Annotated in this window: 16 protein-coding genes and 1 pseudogene; 5 read left to right on the top strand and 12 right to left on the bottom strand. The window is 34.2% G+C overall.

Features of this window, described 5'->3' with window-relative positions; translation table 11 throughout:
• Window positions 1-310 precede the first annotated feature (310 nt).
• On the bottom strand, window positions 311-433 hold the full coding sequence (locus V7S50_RS24100; RefSeq protein WP_001068389.1) for a hypothetical protein: 123 nt from the start codon (window positions 431-433) through the stop codon (window positions 311-313).
• Window positions 434-762: 329 nt separating this feature from the next.
• On the opposite strand from V7S50_RS24100, the gene V7S50_RS24095 reads away from it, so the two are divergent.
• The 3 genes from V7S50_RS24095 to V7S50_RS24085 all read left to right on the top strand — a co-directional run bounded on the left by V7S50_RS24095 (window position 763) and on the right by V7S50_RS24085 (window position 3,767).
• Window positions 763-1,434 (top strand): response regulator transcription factor, encoded by a 672-nt coding sequence (locus V7S50_RS24095; protein ID WP_000238951.1) that lies wholly within the window; start codon window positions 763-765, stop codon window positions 1,432-1,434.
• Between the two features lie 64 nt (window positions 1,435-1,498).
• Entirely contained in the window at window positions 1,499-2,962 is a 1,464-nt protein-coding gene (locus V7S50_RS24090) for a sensor histidine kinase (RefSeq protein WP_242255474.1), read from the top strand.
• 292 nt (window positions 2,963-3,254) lie between these two features.
• On the top strand, window positions 3,255-3,767 hold the full coding sequence (locus tag V7S50_RS24085; RefSeq protein ID WP_000351216.1) for a GNAT family N-acetyltransferase: 513 nt from the start codon (window positions 3,255-3,257) through the stop codon (window positions 3,765-3,767).
• 33 nt (window positions 3,768-3,800) lie between these two features.
• Here V7S50_RS24085 and pdxR read toward each other — a convergent pair whose 3' ends face one another.
• Window positions 3,801-5,201 carry a MocR-like pyridoxine biosynthesis transcription factor PdxR gene (gene pdxR / locus V7S50_RS24080; protein ID WP_242255476.1) on the bottom strand — a complete coding sequence of 467 codons (1,401 nt, stop codon included), beginning with the start codon at window positions 5,199-5,201 and terminating at the stop codon, window positions 3,801-3,803.
• Between the two features lie 120 nt (window positions 5,202-5,321).
• Between pdxR and V7S50_RS24075 the strand changes: the two genes are divergently transcribed.
• Together V7S50_RS24075 and V7S50_RS24070 are read left to right on the top strand one after the other, a co-directional pair.
• The gene (locus tag V7S50_RS24075; RefSeq protein ID WP_242255478.1) at window positions 5,322-6,248 is read left to right on the top strand and encodes a DMT family transporter; all 927 of its coding nucleotides are present in this window, start codon (window positions 5,322-5,324) and stop codon (window positions 6,246-6,248) included.
• A gap of 115 nt (window positions 6,249-6,363) precedes the next feature.
• Window positions 6,364-6,888 carry a DUF4871 domain-containing protein gene (locus V7S50_RS24070; protein ID WP_242255480.1) on the top strand — a complete coding sequence of 175 codons (525 nt, stop codon included), beginning with the start codon at window positions 6,364-6,366 and terminating at the stop codon, window positions 6,886-6,888.
• A gap of 293 nt (window positions 6,889-7,181) precedes the next feature.
• On the opposite strand, the gene V7S50_RS24065 is transcribed toward V7S50_RS24070, so the two are convergent.
• The 10 genes and pseudogenes from V7S50_RS24065 to V7S50_RS24025 form a co-directional block, all read right to left on the bottom strand.
• Window positions 7,182-8,381, bottom strand: coding sequence for an NAD(P)-dependent malic enzyme (locus tag V7S50_RS24065; protein ID WP_242255482.1), 1,200 nt, complete (start codon window positions 8,379-8,381; stop codon window positions 7,182-7,184).
• Window positions 8,382-8,440: 59 nt separating this feature from the next.
• Window positions 8,441-9,787: a 2-hydroxycarboxylate transporter family protein gene (locus V7S50_RS24060; RefSeq protein ID WP_242255484.1), complete on the bottom strand. Its 1,347-nt coding sequence runs from the start codon at window positions 9,785-9,787 to the stop codon at window positions 8,441-8,443.
• Window positions 9,788-9,909: 122 nt separating this feature from the next.
• Window positions 9,910-10,617 (bottom strand): response regulator, encoded by a 708-nt coding sequence (locus V7S50_RS24055; RefSeq protein ID WP_063225187.1) that lies wholly within the window; start codon window positions 10,615-10,617, stop codon window positions 9,910-9,912.
• Window positions 10,614-12,215 (bottom strand): sensor histidine kinase, encoded by a 1,602-nt coding sequence (locus V7S50_RS24050; protein WP_242255486.1) that lies wholly within the window; start codon window positions 12,213-12,215, stop codon window positions 10,614-10,616. Before V7S50_RS24050 ends, V7S50_RS24055 begins: the two co-directional genes overlap by 4 nt.
• A gap of 78 nt (window positions 12,216-12,293) precedes the next feature.
• Window positions 12,294-13,112, bottom strand: coding sequence for a methyl-accepting chemotaxis protein (locus V7S50_RS34120; protein ID WP_435817077.1), 819 nt, complete (start codon window positions 13,110-13,112; stop codon window positions 12,294-12,296).
• 120 nt (window positions 13,113-13,232) lie between these two features.
• Window positions 13,233-14,246, bottom strand: a pseudogene (locus tag V7S50_RS34115) (HAMP domain-containing protein); the annotation flags it as partial.
• Between the two features lie 271 nt (window positions 14,247-14,517).
• The gene (locus V7S50_RS24040; RefSeq protein WP_242255490.1) at window positions 14,518-15,255 is read right to left on the bottom strand and encodes a C39 family peptidase; all 738 of its coding nucleotides are present in this window, start codon (window positions 15,253-15,255) and stop codon (window positions 14,518-14,520) included.
• Window positions 15,256-15,268: 13 nt separating this feature from the next.
• On the bottom strand, window positions 15,269-16,090 hold the full coding sequence (locus tag V7S50_RS24035; RefSeq protein ID WP_242255492.1) for a transporter: 822 nt from the start codon (window positions 16,088-16,090) through the stop codon (window positions 15,269-15,271).
• Window positions 16,091-16,295: 205 nt separating this feature from the next.
• Window positions 16,296-17,546 carry a sensor histidine kinase gene (locus V7S50_RS24030; RefSeq protein WP_242255493.1) on the bottom strand — a complete coding sequence of 417 codons (1,251 nt, stop codon included), beginning with the start codon at window positions 17,544-17,546 and terminating at the stop codon, window positions 16,296-16,298.
• Window positions 17,543-18,214, bottom strand: a complete 672-nt coding sequence (locus V7S50_RS24025; protein ID WP_063225193.1) for a response regulator transcription factor — start codon at window positions 18,212-18,214, stop codon at window positions 17,543-17,545. The genes V7S50_RS24030 and V7S50_RS24025 overlap by 4 nt, the downstream gene beginning before the upstream one ends.
• Window positions 18,215-18,272: the final 58 nt, after the last annotated feature.

Raw genomic sequence — 18,272 nt, 5'->3', positions numbered from 1 at the left:
CAATGTAATCTTCATGTCACCTTTATCGATCGTACCAAACCTTTCCATTCATTATACTAAAAATATAAAGTGAAACTTTACTTAGTGAGGAAATCCACCCTTAACTGCTCATGAAATGAACGTATAGCATTCAATTGATATGTAGAGGAGAATGTGACATGAAACAAAACAAACGAGCTATGCTTTTAATATTTACTACAGCGATTGTAACTTCTGGGTTAGCAATTTTACCTTGGTTTATTATATAGAACTATTCCCCTAATAATGAAAAAAGCTCATTGCTTCTTACGAAGCAATGAGCTTTTATATATTATAAAATCCCCCAAATTTTATTTACACAACTTATAATAATAACCATAGATACGGCAATGCACATGACAACCGTATTACGATCTTGCTTTTCTTTTTTTGAAATTTCTTCTTTTGGATTCATGTGTATGATCTCCTTTTAAAAAAAGTGTGAGATAGGAAATTTTTCTTATCCGATGCGAGGTGAATACGAAAACCCTCTCTATCTCACATACACAATAGAATGGAATTGTCATTTTATAAATAAAATGACATGACGTTATGTCGCAACATAGGGTATTTTGTGTCGCTACGTTTTCTATTATAAGAAATAGTTGTGCAAAACTAGTGCATTTTTTATGTCAATTACTCTGAGCGAAAAATAACTCTTCCACTCAATCACATAAAAAGAGTTTTTTATTATTTTCATGTAAACTATACAAGTAGAATGAACAGTTTGGGGTGCACAAGATTATGGTAAAAATTTTATTAGTAGACGATGAAGAACGTATGTTACGATTATTAGATCTGTTCTTAAGCCCTCGCGGCTATTTTTGTATGAAAGCTACCTCTGGCCTTGAAGCGCTAAAATTAATAGAACAAAAAGACTTCGATATTATTTTGTTAGATGTCATGATGCCAAATATGGATGGATGGGATACTTGCTATCAAATTCGTCAAATTTCCAACGTTCCAATTATTATGCTAACAGCTCGTAATCAAAATTATGATATGGTGAAAGGTCTTACTATGGGCGCAGATGACTATATTACAAAACCATTTGATGAGCATGTATTAGTTGCACGAATTGAGGCTATATTACGCCGTACAAAGAAAGATGGATTTGTTAGCTTCAATGGTATTGAGTGGGATAAAACGAAACATACTGTCACAGTTTATAATGAGAAAATCTCACTAACACCTATCGAATTTTCGTTACTTGGACTATTTTTACAAAATACAAACCGCGCTTATAGCCGAGATGATTTAATCGAAAAAATTTGGGGTTATGAAACAGACATCGAATATAGAACAATCGATTCACATATTCGCAATATCCGTGATAAATTACGCAAAAAAGGATTTCCAGTTGAAAATTACTTAGAAACTGTTTATAAAGTCGGATATAAATGGAAAAGTGAATAATTACTTCGGTCAGTGGAAATATCATACCACTGACCCTTTATTATGAATAAGGTATGGTGAGAAAATGAGTAAACTTTCACTTAAAATTGGGACATACTTTTTAATATTAGCCTTATGTATTGAAACAATTGCTTTCGTTTCTTTTTACAAAAGTATTTCAACAATGCGGATTGAGGAAGAAACACTTGCTCTTTTAGAAAAGGGTAATCGCTATAGTGACAAAATTACAAAACGCGCAAAGTGGAATACAATTGCTAAAGAAAAGAAACACGTCGAACGCGCTGAATACAATAAAAATCCTAACCGTCCTGTGTACCCAGAGTTCGATATCGCTGATGAGGCTGAACACTTAGTTGAATCAGAAGCAATCGCTAACTCTGATATAGCTATCATTATAACAGACGATAACGGAAAAATTATTTCCACTTCAGAACCAGTAACAAAAGCAATGCAAAAACAACTTACTTGTAAAACAGAACCTATTCCAAAAGGCGGATTGATCGTCGAAAAGAACTGGAAAAAATCAAAATTCATCACAACGGTAAGCCCACTTAACACAGCAGAGTTTCAAGGAAAGTTATATATGTTATTAAAAACATCTTTCTTAGAAAATATGTTACTTAAACTCATGAAGCAATTTCTTATCATTAGTGTTTTGACAATTATTTTAACGACTATTTCTGTCTTTGTTTTTTCTCGTGTTATTACTGAACCGCTTATCAAAATGAAGAGGGCAACAGAAAAAATGTCAAAATTAAATAAGCCAATTCAATTAGGTATTAAACGGAATGATGAACTTGGAAGCTTAGCAAAAACGATTGAAGATTTATCCAGTGAACTGACTTATATGAAAAAAGAAAGAAGCGAATTTCTCGCTAGTGTTGCTCACGAATTATTAACTCCATTAACCTATATGAAAGGTTATGCGAAAGTGGCAAAGAGAGACTCTTTAACGAAAGAAGAGCGTGAAGAATACTTGCAAATTATTGAGGATGAAACAGATAGTGTAACCGATCTCGTCCAAGATTTATTTATGCTGGTGCAATTAGAACAACACCAGTTTGTTATAAAAAAACAAACAGTGCTTCTTAGGCCATTTTTAGAACGAATGGTTGAAAAAACAAAAACTACATTAACAAATAAACAAATGCAACTCCATGTATATTGCAAAGATGATTTAGAAGTTTGCATAGACGAAAGACGTATGGAACAAGTTATGTTAAATTTATTACACAATGCTTATCAACACTCACTAGAAAACACAACTATTACGATACGCGTACTCATAGAAACAGATTCTTTTACAATAAGTGTAGAAGATGAAGGAGAAGGTATTCCTGAAGAAGATATTCCACATATTTTTGATCGTTTTTATCGTGTTGATAAATCCAGAACGAGAGCTACTGGAGGAAAAGGTATCGGGCTAGCTGTTGCAAAAGAAATTATAGAATTGCATAACGGTTCCATTCTAGTAACAAGCCAATTAGGAGTAGGAACAAACTTTATAATCGAACTACCTTTTGAGTAATATGTGTGTGAAAACACCAGTAGTAGTAAACACTACTGGTGTTATTTTGTTCATAAAATCAGCTCATATAAGCTAAGCTTTTGAAATTATTCTTATTTCAATATAAAATAAAGTGAAACTTTAATCCATGGAAAGGTTCACCCCATGGATTATTAGTTGAACCAATCGGGCATTTATAGGCAGTTATCTCCCACCTAAATTCCGCGCATTCGCCGAATTTTAAAGTTGGAGTCTTACTGCCCGTTAATGCAGGGTAAAGATACATTTGTCAAAGATTTGGAGGGTGATATAATTGGATATCCATGTATTAACAAAAGACGAAGCGGAAATTTACTTAGAACTTCGTGTAGAAGGATTAAAGCAAAACCCTGAAGCTTTCAGCTCTTCTTATGAAGATATTATTAATAAAGAGTGTGCGATTGAATATAAAGCACAAAAATTAGCACAAGATGAAAACTATACGCTAGGTGCATTTAAAGATGGGCAATTAATCGGGGTTGCAACGCTGGAAACGAAACCATATGTAAAACAAGAACATAAAGCTAAAATCGGTTCTGTATATGTGTCTCCAAAAGCACGCGGACTTGGAGCAGGAAAAGCACTTATTAAAGAATGTCTTGAACTTGCTAAATCTTTAGAGGTAGAACAAGTTATGCTTGATGTTGTTGTTGGCAACGATGGCGCAAAAAAACTTTATGAATCATTAGGATTTAAAACATTCGGTGTGCAAGAACGTTCATTAAAATATAACGGACAATATTGGGACGAAGAGCATATGGTCTTATTCTTAGATGAAAATAAATAATAAAAAACATCCTCTCATGTATGAGGATGTTTTTTACTTTCTTGTAACCCATGCCTTATGTAATAATTGAATCGCTTTCGCAATTTCTTCTTCTGATAAAATTGCAAACCCAAGTAAAACTACATTTCCAGGTGCAGTACCGTCTTCATAGTACGTAGAAACAGGATATATTTTAATACTATATTTTGCTGCTTCTTTAATTAGTTCTTCTTCGTGCATTCCATTATGCACTTTTAATAAAATGTGTAATCCCGAATCTTCTCCTATCACTTCAACACAATTAGAGAAATACCTCTCTATTTCAAAAACGAGTCTATCTCTCTTCTTTCGATAGACGACACGCATTTTATGAATATGTTTTTCCCAATAGCCTTCATTTAAAAATCTTCTTATCACTTCTTGGTCCATTCTTGAAACACTTTGTGTATAAAACAAATATTCCTTTTGATACTTTATAATTAAATTCTTCGGTAATACTATATAACTCATCCGTAATGAGGGTAACAAAGCTTTTGATAGCGTCCCCATATAAATAACTTTCCCCTCTGTATCTAACCCTTGTAGCGCTGGAATTGGCTTTCCTGAATAGCGAAATTCACTATCGTAATCATCTTCAATAATATACCTGCCTCCTTCTTTCTTCGCCCATTGTAAAAGTTGCGTCCTTCTTGTAATAGGCATAATCATTCCATATGGGAATTGATGAGAGGGAGTTACAAATACAACATTTGCATCGCTATTTTCTAAATCTGCCATACAAATGCCATCCTTATCTAAAGACAACATTTGAACCTTTTGTTCTCTCTGTTCAAAAACGACCATTTTCCTATGATAACCTGGGTTTTCAACAGCATAATTACTTCCCTTCAACAATTGAAAAAGTAACTTTACTAATATTTGTGTTCCCGCTCCTAATACAATTTGACTAGCAGAACAACGCACACCTCTAGATTCATACAAATAGTTCGCAATTTCCTCCCTTAAGCTCAATTCCCCTTGAGGGTGTCCAAGAAAAAGCAACTCATTATTATGTGGCTGCCATACATCATTTATAAGCTTGCGGTACATAGTGAAAGGAAAAGTATTCGTATCCACCCCTGTTTGAGTGAAATCAAATGTATAGTTCTCCTCCTGAAACGGTATTTCTTCTACTTCCGCTTCGCTTCCTTCTACATCAATCATGTGTTCAATTTCACATACAAAGTAACCTTTTCTCGATGCCGACTCAATATAACCTTCTGCAAGTAATTGCTCGTAAGCCGCTTCTACTGTATTCTTACTCACTTGTAAATAGCCCGCCAGCTTTCTCTTTGCAGGTAATTTTGTAAAAGCCGGAATCGTTCCATCTTTAATCTCTTTTTTTATATACTCATACAATTGCACGTACAATGCCTTTTTACTATTCATATTTAAATTAGGCGTTAATTCTAACATAATATCTGACCCCTTAATAAAACTAAAATCTGATACTTTTTACAGTACCAGAAGTTATATATAATTCCTTTTATCATGTCACACATAAAAAATCAAATACTCGAGAGGAGATGCATGATTATGAACAATAGTAGACGTATTGGACTCATTATGATTATTACAGGAGCTACCTTATGGGGATTATCTGGTCCAATGATTCAGTGGCTATTTCAACATACTAACGTATCATCAATTGATTTTTTAACAATTCGCTTGTTGCTTGCGGGAGTATTTATTTTATCTTTTTTACTTATAAAGAAACAAAACATATTTCAAATTTGGAAACATCCTAGATATTCTATACAACTTATTATTTTCTCTATTCTCGGGATGCTCGGTGCTCAATACGCCTTTATCGAAACGGTTCATATTAGTAATGCGGTCACAGCAACATTATTTCAATTTCTTGGTCCTGTTCTTATTACTATTTATGTTGCATTTGAGCAAAGAAAATTCCCTGTTTCTATGCAACTATTCGCAATTATAGCCGCGCTAACAGGGACATACTTTATTATTACAAACGGTTCGATTGAAAATATTATTTTATCAAAAGAAGCGATTATTTTTGGCCTATTAACGGCAATTGGATTTGCATTTTATACCCTTCATCCAGCTTCTCTTATTAAAGAATGTGGAACAACTATAGTAATTGGCTGGGGGATGTTAATTGGCGGCATCGCCCTGCTTATTTGCAATCGTTCGTTTGGATGGAGTCAGCTTTCACAAACCTTTACACCAAAAACTTTTTCTATGCTTATCCTTATCATTATAAGTGGCACTCTTTCTTTCCTTCTTTATATCGGTAGTCTGAAATATTTAGCCGCAACAGAAACAAGCATTCTATCTAGCATTGAACCACTTGTAGCTGCCATCGTTTCAATCGTTTGGCTGAATGAATCCTTTGGAGCCTATCAATTATTAGGTGGCGTATGTATCGTTCTTTCAGTTATTTTCTTAACAATGCCTCAAAAAGAGAGAGAACCAACCTTTTCAACTGAGCAAATATAAAAAATGTCAAAAGAGGTCGTACAAAACTTACGACCTCTTTTAACGTTTTAAAGGAATTGTCCTGCTTTCTAGCAAATACAATTACACTAACAATAAAAATTAGGAGTGTGGCACCATGAAAAAAATCGGAACTATGCTACTTTTCTCCTTTCTCATCACTGGATGCGCACAAGCACAGCCTGATTCAGAAGTACCTAAAAAAGAAAGCATTACAACATCATCCACTCAAGTTAACGCACCTTCCTTTTTTCATCTTAGCGTTTTAAAAGATGTGAATTGGGAAGAAGCTCCATCCTTCGTAGATGGAAAAATACCGTTAAAAGGCATTGAAGGAAAAATCGCAATGGCTGATACCTCTATTATCTCAAATGAACAAAATGAAATAATGTGGTACTTTCTAGATCCTGAAATACCAACTGGAAAATTGTCTATCATTGCGCTAAAACAAGGATCTGTCACTCCGGCGCCGGTACTCTTTCAAAAAGACACTTCTAAACAAACTTGGACTACTTCAAATATAGTCGATACTACAATAACAGAACTCCCTCTCGTAATGTCATTACCTTCATCTGGATTATGGATATTAAACATATATATAAATGAAAAATATTATGATCAGTTTGTAATTACTGCTGAGTAAAGTGACAAAACTAAAACACTTTCTTACAACAATGTAATTTCTACGTCATGTACTTCGATAGTTGAAGTAGCTCTCTTCTCTTATACTTAAAGTAAGAAATGACACGAGGAGAGATGAGAGATGAAAAAAATGATAGAAATAATCGTAGCAATAACTGAGGTTTTAGTAAATGGTAAACAAGTTGCAATGGAATTAAATGAATAATGAAGAAACATAAATAATTCTACATTTCTTCATTATTTTGATTTCTTATCTCAAAAAAGCAGTGCCTTTTTAGGCACTGCTTTTAGCTATTAATAAATTGGTATTTTCGTAATTTGCGCCACACCTGAATCAATGGCTGCTTTCGCTACTGCTTCCGCAACACTTGGAACAACTCTTTTATCTAATGGATTTGGGATTACATAATTCGCATTACGTTCTTCGTCCGTAATTATGTTAGCGATCCCATATGCTGCCGCTAACTTCATCTCTTCTGTAATATCAGTCGCGCGCACATCTAACGCACCGCGGAATATTCCAGGGAACGCCAATACATTATTTACTTGATTCGCATAATCCGAGCGCCCGGTTCCTACTACAGCTGCTCCAGCCTCTAATGCATCCTCAGGGAAGATTTCTGGAATTGGATTCGCCATTGCAAACACAATTGCTTTCTCATTCATCATCTGTACAAGTTCTTTCGTTAATACGTTAGGGGCCGATACACCGATAAAGATATCAGCCTGATGAATCGCTTCTTTTAACGTTCCATGCACATGTTCTCGATTTGTCTTTTTTGAAACTTCAATTTGCGCTTCGTTCATCCATGCTTCACCTTCACAAACAATACCTTCTAAGCTAACTAACGTAATGTGCTTTGCACCAGCCTTTAATAATAATTTTCCAATCGCAATTCCTGCCGAACCCGCACCGTTAATAACAATTTTCACATTATCCATTTGTTTGCTAACAACTTTTAATGCATTAATAACAGCCGCTAAGACGACAATAGCTGTTCCATGTTGATCATCATGGAATACAGGAATATTCGTTTCTTCTTTTAATCGTTTTTCAATTTCAAAACAACGCGGTGCTGCAATATCTTCTAAATTGATCCCTGCAAATGTAGGCTCTAAATTTTTCACAAGGGTAACGATTTCATCCACATCCGTCGTCCCTAAACATAATGGGAAAGCATCTACATTCGCAAATTTCTTAAATAATATACTTTTTCCTTCCATAACAGGCATAGCCGCTTTCGGTCCAATGTTTCCTAAACCAAGTACCGCTGTTCCATCTGAGACAACTGCCACCATATTCCCACGTGCTGTATAGTCATACACCGTTTCTTCATCTGCTGCAATTGCTTTGCAAGACTCCGCTACACCTGGTGTATATGTCAGGCTTAAATCATCCGCTGAATTTACTTCTACTTTACTTGTAATCTCAATTTTTCCTACTAATTCTTTATGCAATAACAATGATCTTTCATTAATTTGATTTTCTAACATACTTATAATCTCCCCTTAATTTGACAAGCTAGCTATATGAATATAGCTAGCTTGTTTGATCATGAAAACATTTTTAATAAGATTGTAGCTGTTACAACCATTGCTGCCCCGCCTAAACGAGTTGAAATTTGCGCGAATGGCATTAATTCCATTCGATTTGAAGCTGATAAAATAGCAACATCTCCAGTTCCGCCTAAACCGCTATGACATCCAGTTACAATCGCTGATTCAACTGGATACATTTTCATCACTTTTCCTACAAGAAAACCTGACGCTACCATTGTAAGAACAACCGATGCACACACAACAACATATCCTACTGAAAGAACTGCCGCTACGTCTTTTAACGGAATATATAGCAATCCTAGTCCAACCATTAACGGCCAAGTTAAATTCTTCGAAATAAATTTATATAGATGGAATGCTCCTTGCTCCATTTTTGCCGGCATTAATTTAAAGTATTTCACAAGTGCTGCTGAGAAAATCATAATGATTGCCCCAGGGATACCGATGAACTTAGAAGCAAATCCTCCGAAGATGAAGAACGTACACGCGATTAATAAACCCGCTCCCATTAATGAGAAGTCAATTGGCTTCTCTGTATTTTGTTCTTTTAATAACTCTGCTTGATTGTCTGTTTTTACTAATACACCGTTACCACTAAGCTCCGGTTTCTTCTCACCTAAACGCTTCATATACCCTGCACTCACAATTGCAAACATATTCCCAATAATAGCTGCTGGAATAAGCTGTGATACAAACGTTGCTGATGATTCGTTTAAAATATCACTATAAGCTAGCGATAATGGTAAAATCCCTTCCCCAATACCACCACTCACAATTGGTACGATGATGAAGAAGAATGTTTGCTTCATTTCAAATCCAAATAGTGAACCGACCAATAATCCTACTGCTACAGAAGCTAAGGTCCCTACTACTAAAGGAATAAACATACGAACGAAACCTTGTACTAACACTTTACGGTTCATTCCTAAAATACTTCCGACTACTAAACAAGAAATATATAAATATAAAAAGTTCGATTTTTTCATTAACATAGTCGCAGCTTCCATTGAAGCTGGATTCATCCAGTTAAAAAATACAAGTAATGATGGAATAAATAACGAAAGTATTGCCGGACCACCGATATTTTTTAAAATTGGAATTCTCATCCCAATGTCTCCTAAGAAAATACCCATGATCATAATAACTGCAAATCCACCAATCATATCTGCTGGCAATTTATTATATACAGATGCCCCATAAATAATAGCAGCCAATACTACATATAACGGTAAAGGTATAACACCGATTTTTACATTCATAATTTTAGAAGCGAAAGATTCTCTTTGTACTTCATTTCCTTCAGAAAATGATACCGCTTCCATATCCTTTTGAATTCCCATATGGCACCCCCTTGTTTTCTTAATAACAATATTAAAACGCTTTCAATAGTAAAAATAGTTTTTGTAAGTTTTGTAATTGATTTTGTAATTAAAAAAAGTATAAGCGACTTATAATAAGTCGCTTATACGTAAAACTCTATTTTCTTTTGATCAACACATCTTAGTTTACTTACAGGTCTTCCCACATGTTGGTACATCATTTCGTTTTCTAACACTCCAATGTCAGTCAAAAACATTACATATTTTCGAATAGAAACTCTTGAAATCCCAACTAATTTTGCCATTTCATCTGTTGTAAACGCTCGTCCATTCAGCGACTCGATTTTCTGCCAAATTAATTGCAACGTTTGCTTCGTTAATCCTTTCGGAAGCTCTTTAGTGACAATAGGCTCTCTTTTTTCTTTTTGCAAAATTAACGAATCTAATTCCGATTGACTAATTTTTTGTTGTTCTTTCATGAAAGTAAGTTTTTCTCGATATATAGTTAATGCCTCTTTAAATCGTTCAAATGTAAATGGCTTAATTAAATAATCTACTACGCCATATTGTAATGCTTTTTTAATACTCCCCATATCATGTACAGCTGAAATCATCATAATATCGATTTCTTTTTCTTGGTTCCGAATATACATTAAAAGCTCAAATCCAGTCTCTTCAGGCATAAAAATATCAAGTAATACTAAATCTACTCGTGATCCCTCTAATACTTCTATCGCCGATTTTACGGAGTTAACTGCTTGAACAAGTTCAAACTCTCCTACTTGCTCTAAATAATGCGTATTTAACATTGCTACCATCGGGTCGTCTTCTACAATTAAAACTTTAATCATATTTGCCTCTCATCCCTACCTTTAGGTATTTCAATTGTTATCTTTGTTCCCTTTCCTACTAATGAATGCATATGAATTTCCCCATTTATTCGCTGTATACTTTCTTTTACAAGATACAAACCATAACCGCGGTTATCTCCCTTTGTGGAATAACCTTTCGTAAATAACACCCCTATTTCTTCTTGTATACCTTTTCCCGTATCTTGTACTGTAATAGTTAATGTATCCCCATATTGTATCTCAAATTCAACTTGCTTCTTTTCACAATTCGTCACTGCCTCTAATGCATTATCAATTAAATTTCCGACAATCGTAATCAGTTCATGAGTAATACTTTCATCATCTATTTCCGGCATATAAGAATCTTCACTTATAATTAATTTTATATTTTTCTCTCTAGCATAGCTAAGTTTCCCGAGTAAAAAACCAGCAAATACTGGACTTTTTATTCTTTTCATAACTCCACCAATTTCATATTGATGCTCTGACACCATACCGCTTATATACTTCTGTAATTCTTCATACTGCTTCATGTGTGTAAGCCCTAATACGACATGCATTTTATTCATAAATTCATGAGATTGTGCCCGTAACGCTTCCGCATATAGTCTAATACCAGTTAATTCTTCTGCTAATTTTCTAATCTCTGTTTTATCACGAAATGTTGCAATCACGCCAACTATTTCTCCTTTTACATATAAAGGAACACGATTCGTTACAATCGTAATTCCATAAATATTTTGTTCTTCGTTTAATTGTACCTCTCCCGTTTGTAATACTTCTTTTATACGCGAATTAGGCATATACAAATCAACATCTTTACCGATAAAATCTTCTTCAAGTCCACTTTTCTTAAACAATCGCTTTGCCTCATTATTTATTAAAGTTACATTGGCCTCTTTATCTACAGCAATAATACCTTCCTTTACAGATTGTAGCATCGTATTTCTTTCTTCAAGAATTTTCGCTATCCTGTGAGGTTCAAGACCGAATAAACTTTTCTTTATATGTCTAGCTAGCAATATTGCTCCTATAATTCCGACTAGTATCCCAACTCCAACGCCAATATAAATGATATGTCTACTTTCCTTGACTCTCTCTTTTACATTATCTGCTGAAATACCAACGGCCACCGCTCCAAGTTGTTTACCTGTTTCAGAAAATACAGGTACAAACACTCGCATTGAAATACCTAAAGTTCCTTCTGCCAGCGATACATGTTCCATTCCTTTCAATACAGGTCCTTCATCTCCCCCAATAAAATGATGACCTATTTTTTGAGGATTTGGATGTGATTTTCTTATTCCATTCATGTCCATAACTACAATAAATTGAACACCTGTGTTTTTTAATATTCTATTTGTATACGTTTGGATTGCAGAAGTATCTGCTTTCCCAATTAAACCATGGATTACAATTGACTCATTCGCCACAATGTGTGCAATTGTTTTTGCTTTCTCTGCTTGACTATCCTCCGTTGTCCGTTCTACATTATGACTAATTAATATATCTGTCACAAGTAAAGAAAAAATTACAACTGTACAAACTAACAATGTAATCGTTTTCCATAAATTCCATAGTCTTTTTCTTTTTTTCATCCCGTTAATGACTCCCCTAATTGCTGAATAGAAAAATAAGTAAGGTGATATTATTTTCACCTTACTTATCTGCTGTTATTATACTTTAAATTTACTAGTCATCGCTTGTAGTTCTTCGGCCATCTCAGCTAAGCTTTGCGAAGCTGAACTAATTTCTTCCATTGAATTTACTTGTTCTTCTGTTGAAGCAGCAACATTTTGCATACTAGCTGTATTTTCTTCTGCAGCTGCTGCAATTTCATCAATAGCATTTGTCACTTCATTTGCATCTCCAGCAATTCTCTTCGTTGTTTCTACCATTTGATTAACTTGAGAAACAATATGTGTAGTAGAACTTAAAATTTCCGTAAAACTTTCTTTCGTTTTTGTTACAACATCAAGACCTTGTTGAACTTCCCCATTCACATTATCCATTGCCTTAACAGTATGTTCAATATCAGCCTTAATTTCTGCAATTAAATTTGCAATCTCTCCAGATGATTCTCCTGATTGCTCCGCTAATTTTCTAACCTCATCTGCTACAATAGCAAACCCTCGGCCCTGTTCACCCGCTCTTGCTGCTTCAATAGCCGCATTTAAAGCTAATAAGTTCGTTTGAGTAGCGATGTTTTGAATTGCTTCAGAAATAGCTCCTACCTGCTTTGATTTCTCATCAAGAAGTTTAATAATAGCATCCGACTCGGATACCGATCTAGAAATAGACTGCATTTGTGTTGCAGTTTGTTCAACCAAGTCTTCACCCTCTTTAGCTCGCTCTCTCGCATGTAATGAGGAAATAGAAATGGATTCCGCACTTCCAGTCACATCTTGAATTGCTGTATTTACTTTTTGTAATGTAGCCGCACCTTCTTCAACACCTTGACTTTGTGATTCAGCCCCACCTGATACTTGTTCCATTGCAATTGTAATTTGATCTGTCGCATCATTTGCTTGCTGTACGCTCGCTGTTAACTCTTCAGCCGATGCCGCCACATGCTCTGCTGAAAAACTAATTTGAGTAATAATATCTTGTAAAGAGGCAGACATTTCATTAAATGAATTCCCTAATTTTCCTATATCATCATTTGAATGAATTGTAATTTTCTCTGTCAAATCCCCCTTACTAATTTTATATGCCGAGTCAGCTATTTTTCTTAATGGTCTTGTAATAGACTTTGTGATGAAATAAATTAATACACTACCAAATACAATAGCGATAGCAATGACAATAAAAGTCTTATAAAAAACTGGATTCGCAGCTTGGGTAATTTCTTCATCAAACATGACTCCAACTACTTTCCAGCCCGTTTTCTCATTTGTTGCAAAGATTAAATTCTTTTTATCATCTTGTTCTGTATAAGAAACATTTCCTTGTTTTTCTTCATAGATTGGTTTAACCCAAGGATCAGTAACTTTTGCACCTGGTTTTCTAGATGGATGACTAACAATTTGCTTATTTTGATCTAAAATAACTGCATAACCTTTTTCCCCAATGTTAATCATTTTGGAGATTTTTAAAATATTATCTAAATTTAAGTTAATTCCTATAACACCTTTACCATCTTTTACTTCTTTAGCAATTGTCACTACCATATTTTTTGTAGATGCTGATTGATATGGTGCAGTAACAATTACTTTCCCTTTATTTTCATTTGCTTCTTTATACCAATCTCTCTCTGTTGGATTATACCCATCAGACATTTGGATAAATGGTTCTCTTATAAACTTTCCCGTCTGCGTTCCAATATAAATACCTTCTACTTCTGGATGAAGTTTTATATATTGCGCTAATTTCGTTCTTACTATTTCTTCTTGTCCGTTTGGATATGTATCCTCTGTTAAAATGTCTGCAAAATATGCTGCATCAACAAATTTCTCTTCTATATTTTGAGAAATAACAGTATTTAAAATCGAAATATTTTCCTTTGCTTTACCTGTAATTTGTTGTTCAAAATTTGTTTTGGCAGTTTGATATGAAACACCACCGATAATAAGTCCTGGTATAGTTAAAATAAGAAAAAATGAAATGATTAATTTTTTCTTGATACTCATACATTTAACCCAGTTAAATATTTTTTGCATAATAAACCTCCTTTATGTAGTGTGGATACTTGTGTAATTTTATACAAGTGACATATATAAAACAATATATAATGATAACATGTAATATTTTTGTCAATTATGCATTTTTACATATTCACTACTTCTAAATATTTAATTATAAAAAATAAGAGAACTTCAGCTCATATAATAAGCTAAAGTTCTCTTATTTCTTAACAAAAAAACACCTCTTATAATTCCTTACATCTCTTTCCTTACTAATTCATTTGGAGCTTTTCACATAACTAATCGCCTGACTCCCCATTTGTATCCACGCCTTTTCAAAGCTTTCTCTCGGTACTTTTACATCTAAACTATCACTGAGAGGATCTCGAATATATACAAATTCCTTATCATATCCAATCAGTACAGCGCAATGTTCATTATACGTAATAGAAACATCTCCACTATTTGTCTCCCATGTAGTGAATTCATCCTCATCTAGTGGCGCAAATGTTGCATTTGTAATCATAACTACCGGTTGTCCTGCCTTTACACTCTTATACATTTCTTCTATACCCTTCCCCGTTAAATCTACAGCTTTATTAGGTAAATACTTTTTCGCTAATTGAAAAAGCGGCCCATGATATACACCATATCCAGATTCAGAAAAGGTATAAATATTTCCTACAAATCCTTCATTCGGATTCCCACGTACACCATCGTTCATAAAATCAACTTTCTTTATTTCATTTGCTAATTTCATCTTATCCACTGTAATACCTGCGTATTGTAACATCATCGCTAAGCTCGTTACTTCACATCCTCTATCTAACTCTGGTAATTGCTGAATTAATGGTACATTTGATAAGATAACCTTCTCATCATTATTACTAAACCCCGTTCGTTTTTCACTTTGTATATTGAAGAATGTTAATTTTGTAATTCCATTTGTATATACACTCCATACTGCTATACCGAGTAAAGCCATACATATATACCACTTCCATTTCCTTATCACTCTCACACCCTTTTTAGTTCGTTAAATAAGAATAAAATGCGTCCGCATCCGTTCGAATCACTGGTACAAAATTTAGTTCTTTTCCTTTTTCAGGCTGATCTTTTTTTATTTTTTCTGCTAATTCTTGAACATTCATATTCGTTTTATCCATATTAAGCTCATCTGCCATTTGTAACACTTTTTGTTCATTAATTTCGCTTAATACTTGATATATATCTTTCCCATACAAATCGATATGATATTTTTTTGCTTCTTCCTGTACTTTTTGTTCGTACACTTCTTGCGCTAACTCTTCTATCTCTTTTCCTTTTTGTGAAATACCTAACTTCCCTGCTTCCTCTCTTACTTTCGTTCCATAGATTTCTTCCGCAATTTCTTCTATTTCTTTTCCATTTGTCGAAATGCCTAATTTATCCGCTTCATCGCTAATTTTAATCGTATTAATTTGAGTAATCAAATTTACAATTGATGTATTTTCTATAGATATGCCTAGCTTTAACGCTTCTTGCTTCACTTTTGTTTCATAAATTTCTTCTGAAAGAGTTCCAACATCTTTTCCTTCAATCGAAATTCCTAACTGTTCCGCTTCTCTTCCTACTTCTGTTTCATGGATCTCTTTTTCTAGCGTAATTTGTTCTTTCCCTTCCGTTTCAATACCTAGATTCTCCGCCTTCTCTTCTGTATGCACCGCATGTATCTTTCCGTTATTTAATTGTTCTTTACTGCGCTGCGTGTAATCTGTCTTTCCTTTTGATGTTTCAGAAGGAGAGGCACCCCCTAATATACTTAAACTCATTACTCCAATAGTGAATACCGTCATCATTTTCTTTTTCAAAATTAATTCCTCCCTCTTACACTTTCTTTTCCATCATTCCCTATACATAATCAAAATAACATTATGATTGATATAATCTGTTCAAATATCTTTTTATAATCACTTCTTCATGTGACGAACTTTCTGTATATAATACATGTTACAAATTGTTTCTTAACTTTCCCTTAAAAAAGACGACCTTGTAAAAACAAGATCGTCTTCTCACTTATATTCTTTGATTTTTAGGGAAAATCACGTCAAAACAAGTACTCTCTCCCCATTTGCTCTCTACTGATATTTTCCCATAATGCTTTTCTACAATCCAATTCGCGATTGAAAGGCCTAATCCCGCTCCTTCTGACGCACTCCTCGCTTTATCTCCTTGATAAAAACGGTCAAATAGTTTTGGGATGTCCTCATCTTTCACTCCTATCCCATCATCTTTCACTCGTATACGAATCGAACTGTTCGTTTGTGTACACTCGATTTGAATATGCCCACCTTTATTCGTATACTTCATCGCATTATCTAATAATATGACCATCATTTGATGAATTCTCTCTCTATCACCCATAAATGATATGTCATGTTCTACTTTCAATATCATCTCTTTTTCTTGATAGGAAGCAATTTCCTTATATGGATCTACTATTTCTTCTAACAATTTATCCATTTCAAATGTTTTCTTATCCATCTCAATTTGATTAGAATCTGAACGTGCTAACAACAATAAATTACTAACGAGCTTCGACAATCGTCTACATTCCTTTGAAATCGTAGAGATATCCATCGCCTTTTCTTCTATCGTAGCAGATGGAGATTGGAATAACACATCCGTTTTTGATTGAATAACTGCAAGCGGTGTTCTTAGTTCATGCGATGCATCAGAAACAAATTGCTGCTGTTTCTCCCATGAATTTTGAATAGGTATGAGTGCTCTGCCAGCTAGAAAAAAGCCGATACCTATCGCACATAGGCTTCCTATGCTACAACCTATAACGAGAATTAAAAATAAAGTGTTTAGCATCTCTTCTTCAGCTGTTGTATCACGTACAATTTGAACTATTTTTCCATCTTCTTGAAGCGCAAATGTTCTAAAATATCGTCCTTGCACTTCAATATCTTGTAAATATCCTAACTTTTTTGGAGAAAACTTTTCCAAATTCTCTTCAAAAATAGACCGGAATTTATGGTTATTCCCCTCTACCTCCACTATTTTCCCATTCCAAGTTATTTTAGTTACACGCGGATCTCCAATTTTAATATTCTCCATACTTTTTCTTGGTGGTATTTTAACATCTGAATTTTTTCCATACTGAGTCGCCATTTTTATAGATTGATCCATTTCATTATAAATACGCTTATATGTGTACGAATAAATAATACTACCTAATACGCCTATTAATATGATAAATACTAATGAATTCAATATAGTCAATCGAATGCGTGTCTTCTGAAACATACTTCCCTTTTTCATTGTTCTTTTAATATATATCCAATACCTCGAACGGTTTGAATATCTTTCTGATAACCGAATGGCTCTAGTTTTTTACGTAAATGATGCACATACACTTCTACAATCGCTACTGTCGTATCTGAATCAAATCCCCAAACACGATCAAAAATTTGTTCACGCATTAAAATCTTCCCGCTATTTTGAACGAGATACTCTAGTAGCTCATATTGTTTCAACGTCAGCTTAATACCTTGTCCATCCACTTGAACGTCTTTATCTTTTCCGAACAATTCAATCCCTTTATAGCGAATGGTTTGCTGTGTCGTTAAACTACCACTTCTGCGTAGTAAAGCGCGAATTCTCGCTTTTAATTCAGGGGCCTGAAACGGCTTAACGATATAGTCATCTCCACCAAAATCCAACCCTTTCACTCGATCTTCTAAAGAATCTCTCGCTGTCAAAAAGAGGACTGGCGTTTCAATCTTTTCATCACGTATTTTTTGAATCACTTCAAAACCATCCATTTCTGGCATCATCACATCAAGCAAAATAGCATCATATATATTTTGTAACGCTAAAAATAATCCATCTTCTCCATTCAATGCTGTATCTACTTCAAATTCATCACGCAAAATTTGTACGATAGACTCTAATAACGAAGCATTATCTTCTACTACAAGCAAGCGCATATTCTCACCTTCCACTATATCGTTCGATTCTATTTATGATTACATTTTTGACTATTTC

It is taken from the genome of Bacillus sp. CCNWLW194, from assembly GCF_037120585.1.
GTDB classification, from domain to species: domain Bacteria; phylum Bacillota; class Bacilli; order Bacillales; family Bacillaceae_G; genus Bacillus_A; species Bacillus_A basilensis.
This window is presented reverse-complemented; position numbering and strand designations above follow the sequence as displayed.